The organism is Kineosphaera limosa NBRC 100340, assembly GCF_000298215.1.
Taxonomy (GTDB): Bacteria; Actinomycetota; Actinomycetes; order Actinomycetales; family Dermatophilaceae; genus Kineosphaera; species Kineosphaera limosa.
The window spans coordinates 1-5,019 of sequence record NZ_BAHD01000133.1 but is presented as its reverse complement, the minus strand read 5'-3'; the positions used below and the strand labels follow the sequence as shown (position 1 = coordinate 5,019).

General features: G+C 66.1%; 6 protein-coding genes and 1 pseudogene. 3 read left to right on the top strand and 4 right to left on the bottom strand.

Annotated features, from left to right (window positions below):
• Positions 1 to 118 precede the first annotated feature (118 nt).
• Positions 119 to 955: a DUF8757 domain-containing protein gene (locus KILIM_RS21555; RefSeq protein ID WP_006594883.1), complete on the top strand. Its 837-nt coding sequence runs from the start codon at positions 119 to 121 to the stop codon at positions 953 to 955.
• Here KILIM_RS21555 and KILIM_RS21550 read toward each other — a convergent pair.
• The 4 genes and pseudogenes from KILIM_RS21550 to KILIM_RS21540 form a co-directional block, all read right to left on the bottom strand.
• Positions 943 to 1,590 (bottom strand): DUF488 family protein, N3 subclade, encoded by a 648-nt coding sequence (locus tag KILIM_RS21550; RefSeq protein WP_157044302.1) that lies wholly within the window; start codon positions 1,588 to 1,590, stop codon positions 943 to 945. The genes KILIM_RS21555 and KILIM_RS21550 overlap by 13 nt on opposite strands.
• A 39-nt stretch (positions 1,591 to 1,629) precedes the next feature.
• A pseudogene (locus KILIM_RS25240) lies at positions 1,630 to 1,946 on the bottom strand (ISL3 family transposase); the annotation flags it as partial.
• A 225-nt stretch (positions 1,947 to 2,171) separates the two neighbouring features.
• Complete coding sequence (locus tag KILIM_RS21545) at positions 2,172 to 3,287, bottom strand: sensor histidine kinase (RefSeq protein ID WP_006594881.1); 1,116 nt, start codon at positions 3,285 to 3,287, stop codon at positions 2,172 to 2,174.
• Positions 3,284 to 4,009: a response regulator gene (locus KILIM_RS21540; RefSeq protein WP_040564081.1), complete on the bottom strand. Its 726-nt coding sequence runs from the start codon at positions 4,007 to 4,009 to the stop codon at positions 3,284 to 3,286. Before KILIM_RS21540 ends, KILIM_RS21545 begins: the two co-directional genes overlap by 4 nt.
• A 166-nt stretch (positions 4,010 to 4,175) precedes the next feature.
• Between KILIM_RS21540 and KILIM_RS21535 the strand changes: the two genes are divergently transcribed.
• Positions 4,176 to 4,418, top strand: coding sequence for an SHOCT domain-containing protein (locus KILIM_RS21535; RefSeq protein ID WP_006594879.1), 243 nt, complete (start codon positions 4,176 to 4,178; stop codon positions 4,416 to 4,418).
• Between the two features lie 19 nt (positions 4,419 to 4,437).
• A partial coding sequence (locus KILIM_RS21530) for a multicopper oxidase domain-containing protein (RefSeq protein WP_006594878.1) occupies positions 4,438 to 5,019 on the top strand: 582 nt, incomplete at its 3' end.

Sequence of the window (5,019 nt, the reverse complement as noted above, 5' to 3'; positions counted from 1 at the left end):
AGCCACGGCCGGACTCTGCCCAGCGGTGTCTCCGAGGATCTCGCCATGCTCGTCGTCCGCGAAGCCGCCACAGTCGCGGACTACATGCTCGCCAGACTCGACCGAGAGAAGGGCTGACGTGCCCAGCCAAGGTGCTCTGTTCGGCGGGCCAGACCGGGAGGTTCCAAAGCCCGCCCGCCCGGACGAACTGGAGGTCCTCATCACCGTCAAAGCCGCGCCCAACCCGTCAGCGAAAGCGGGCGAGACGGTATGCGTGGCCGGCCTTGGGCTTTCCCGCGGCCGCACAGAAGCGCGCTGGATCCGCCTGTACCCCATCAACTTCCGATTCCTCGAGCAGGACCAGAAGTTCAAGAAATACGACATCATCCGAGTCAGGGCCACGCCCGCCACCGGCGACTCCCGTGTCGAGTCATGGCAACCGGATATGTCCACCATGGTCGTGATCGACCACCTCGATCCCTGGAAGCGTCGTCGTGCACTTCTCGACCCAACGACTGTGGACACCATGTGCGAACTGAACCGGCAGAACCAGCAGGCATCGGCGGCGCCATCGCTCGGGCTCGTCCCTGTACGGGAACTGATCGATCTGCGGATCACTGATCACGCCGGCTGGACGCCAGAAGAACAGGCCAAGATCGACGCGTACGTGAACCAGATGGACTTGTTCGACGACTCAGACAAGAGCCCGCTCCAGGCTCCACGACTCGAGGGTCACTACCGATGGAAATGCTACGACCCTCAATGCAAGAGCCACGACCAGAGCATCATCGACTGGGAGTTCGTAGCGCTCCAACGCCGCCTCGGTAACAGCACCGAGGCCGCTGTCCGCGCCGCGCTCAAGGAGCGGTTCGTCGACATTATGTTCAAGCCGCCCCGGACACCCGCCTTCTTTGTGGGCAACCAAGCCAAACGCCACCACGTGTTCCACGTGCTCGGTGTGTACTACCCCAACTGAGCGAGCTCCTCGAGCACGACTGAGCGATGGCACCGCTCCTCGTCCCTCTCGAAGCAGAGCAGAGCGACATGATGCTCCTGCCTCCAAGAGGCGAGCTCACCGAGCGCGTGCCGCGCCTCGGGGGTCCGAAGGCCAGCCCGATAGCGTGCCCGCCCGACCTCCAACTCTGCGCCGGCAAACAGTGGCCGGTTCTCCTTGGCATTCCCCAAAGACCGCAGATGTTCGTATCGCACCCCTATGTCTCCGAGAGCCGCGCCCAGGCGCGCCTTGCTGAACCCCTGCTTCCGGCTCAACGGTGTGAGGCGGACGTCGGCGACCAGATCAATGCCGGCCGCTTGGATCGCGTCGATGAAGGTTGTGATCTCGCAGCCTTCATACCCAACGGACGACACTCGATTCGGTCGCGCCGGCAGCAGCGCGTCCACGGTCGTCTTCAGGGCGTCCGCGATGGCGGCGATCCGAAACACTCCAGGCTGTTCGACGTGCCCCTGCTCGAGCTTTCGCAATGTCTCAAGTCCCACCCCGGAGGCGATTGCGAGTTGCCCCTGCGTCATGGCGAACTCCCGACGCGCTTGGGCGATCGCAGAACCGAGCACCTGACTCCGGGACGGATGAACGGAAGACTGGCGGGTCACGAGAGTAGTAAAGCATTACGACCTCACCCCAGGGCCAGCCAGTGCCCACGCCACCCAGGCCCGGGAGATCTTCGCCCCCGGCATCGCCGCCTGCGAGGGGTCCTGACGCCACACATGACCTCACCCGGTGCACCTGTAGCGACGCACCGTGACCAACAGCATCGGCGGTCGCCACCCGAACGGCACATGCGCCAGCTGTCGCTGCACCGTTTCCCCCGAGCCACGCCCTGCTCTCCACACCGGTGGCACCAGTCGTCGGGCTCGACGACACGGCAGGCCTGGACCGCGTTCTGCGTCTTTACCGGATGCCCGGTGACTTCCAACCCCAGATGATCGAGACCGGTGAACACGGTCAGGTCGGGCGAAGTGAAGGTAGCGTCAGGCGCATCTGGGGGTTCCCCCCTCCGGGGAAGGTATTGCGGATGGGGAGTGTGAGAACTTCCATCCTCAGGGAGACCTTGACGCCAACCCAGTCACCGACGCGCCATACCCTCAGGCCCACCTACACCTCGGATTGGGATGAGCCGTCAGGTCGGCGTCGCTCGCGGTCAAGGAGGCTGAGGCGCTGATTTGGGGTGCTGCTACGGGGTAGGCAGGTTGATGGTGAGCGTGCTGCCGTGGTCCGGGCCTGCGCTGGCTGCGGTGAGGCTGCCGCCGTGGGCGTTGATGATGGCCCGGCTGATCGTCAGGCCGATGCCTGAGCCGGTGCGGTCCCGGGTGCGTGCTGCGTCGCCTCGGTAGAACCGCTCGAAGGCGTGGTCGAGTTGCTCGGGCGTCATGCCGTCACCGTTGTCGCTGACGGTGATGCCGACTTGGTCGCGATCGCCGGCCGCCGAAATCATGACGGTGCCGCCAGCCGGGGTGTGGCGTAGGGCATTGTTCAGGAGGTTGGTCAGGACCTGTCCGATGCGGCTTCTGTCCACCAGTACCTGGCGTCCGGCCACTGATCGCTCGTCGATGAGGAGATTCACGCCTTTGGTGGCGTACCGGTCGCGCATGCCTTCGTGTGCGGCCCAGAGCAGGTCGGTGACATGGTGGCTGCGGAGGTCGAGCGCAAGTCGGCCTTCCTCTGCGGTGGAGACTTCGTCGATGTCGTCGGCGAGACGGGCCAGCCGTTGGGTCTGTTCCTCCAGTGCGGCCCTGGACTCGGGACCGAGGCTGGTTACGCCGTCGTGGAGGCCTTCGTGGTACGCGCTGATGGTGGCGATGGGGGTGCGGAGTTCGTGGGCCAGGTCCGAGAGCATTCTGCGACGGGTGTCTTCGACGCTGTCGAGTCGGGCCGCCATGGTGTTGAAGGCTGCGGCGAGGGTTTCGAGTTCGGTGCCGGCAGCGATCGCAGGGACGCGGATGGCGTAGTGCCCCATGGTCAGTTCGCGGGCCGCGTGGGTGACTTGCTCGAGGGGGCGGCGCAGTCGGCGGGTGAGGAACCAGGTGACGGCGCCTGCGGCGAGCAGCGAGATGAGCAGACCGATCCCAACGGAGATGAGGGATGCGTCGCGGTAGGCCATCTCGATGTGGACGAGCTCGGGAGAGTTCTGCTGGTGTCCGGCTTCGAGAAGGTGCTGGTGGAAGATCGGGGGCCCGATGACGGCTGCGACCAGTCCCACGGTCAGTGCGCCGGCCACCAGGACGATGGCCTGACCGGCCAGGAGCCTGGTCGCGAGACCGGTCGACGAGGGGCTGTGGGTGGTGGTCATCCTTGTCCCATCCGGTAGCCGATGCCTCGCACGGTCGTGACGTAGCGGCCGGCGTCGGGATCGTCGCCGAGTTTGCGGCGCAGGTGGGCAACGTGGACATCGACGAGGTGCTCGTCCCCGACCCAGTCGGTTCCCCAGATGTCATCGATGAGCTGGCGACGGGTGAAGGCCATCGTGGGTCGTCGAGCCAGCGTGATGAGGAGGTCCCGTTCCGTCGGAGTCAGGGCCACCTCGGTGTCGGCCAAGTGGACGCGATGACCGTTAAAGTCAACACGGAGTATCCCGAACACTCGGATCGCTTCGCTGCTCGAGGTCTCTGATGCGCTCGTGGGCCCGCTCCGGGGGCGGCGCAGCACGGTCTGGACGCGGGCGAGGAGTTCGCGGACGCTGAACGGTTTGGTGACGTAGTCGTCCGCGCCCACGGACAGGCCGATGAGGGTGTCGACCTCGTCCTTGCGGGCGGTGACGACAATGACGTAGCAGTCGGAGAAGGTTCGGATCTGGCGGCATACCTCGATGCCATCCAGCCCGGGCAACCCCAAGTCGAGGATGACGACATCGGGGGCGTGGTCGCGCACGGCCTGCACCCCGTCGGGTCCGGTGTGGACGGTCGTCGTGGCGTACCCGGCCCGGGACAGGTAGGCGGCGATCAGGCCGGCCAGCGTGGTCTCGTCCTCGATGACCAGCACCCTTGTCGGTGGTGGTGTGGGGTTCGTGCTCACCGCCTCAGTCTCCCGGCTCAAGAGCGAACCTCGTCCACTCCCGGCCTTTCTCGGGGACGATCTTCGTCAAATCTCAACGTGACCACGGCCGGGCCTTGAGGTCGCCCACGGACAGTGGTCATGTCCGCCTCCTCGAGGCCGACCAGACAGCGTTAGGAGAGCACCGATGATGTGGGGCAACGGGTACGGCATGGGCTGGTGGATGTGGCTGCTGATGGCCGCCGGAACCCTGACGTTCTGGATCGCCGTGGTCCTGGTGGTTCGCGCCCTGCTCCCGGCCCGGGATCGGCAGGGGGGCGGCATGGATCGCCCCGATCCGTTGACGCTGCTCAAGGAATCCCTGGCGCGCGGCGAGGTGAGCGTCGAGGAGTACGAGCAACGACGCCGCCTGATCGTCGATGGCCACTGACCCCACCGTGAAAGGAACCATGACCTCCCCCCTGCTCTCGCGCCGGAACATCCTCCTCGGCGGATTCGGCATCGCCGCCACCGCCACCGTGGCCGCATGCACCACATCCGTGCCGGGGAAGGCAGGTATGCCGTCGCGCACCTTCGGCGCCCCGGCCCCGCTCTCCCCGTCGCCGGGCCAACGTCTCGTCGAGAAGACTTTGGTGGCCAAGCCGGTCAGTCTCGACCTCGGCGGTCGAACCGTGTCGACCTGGGCGTACGACGGGAAGCTCCCCGGGCCGCTGGTCCGGGCCAGTTCCGGGGACTTCCTGCGGGTGTCCCTGGATAACCAGCTCCCGGCCGACACCACGATCCACTGGCACGGGATCCGGCTGCGCAACGCCGCCGACGGCGTGCCCGGCCTGACCCAGGACCCGATCAGCTCCGGAACCAAATACGTGTACGAGTTCACCGCACCCGACCCGGGCACCTACTTCTTCCACCCCCACGTCGGAGTCCAGCTCGACCGAGGCCTGTACGCACCGATGATCATCGACGACCCGAACGAAGCCGGCGACTATGACGCCGAGTGGATCGTCGTCCTCGATGACTGGATCGACGGC

Coding starts and splice junctions, on each gene's coding strand:
- KILIM_RS21535 (WP_006594879.1), top strand. CDS start 4,176: ATGATGTGGGGCAACGGGTACGGCATGGGCTGGTGGATGTGGCTGCTG.
- KILIM_RS21545 (WP_006594881.1), bottom strand. CDS start 3,287: ATGACCACCACCCACAGCCCCTCGTCGACCGGTCTCGCGACCAGGCTC.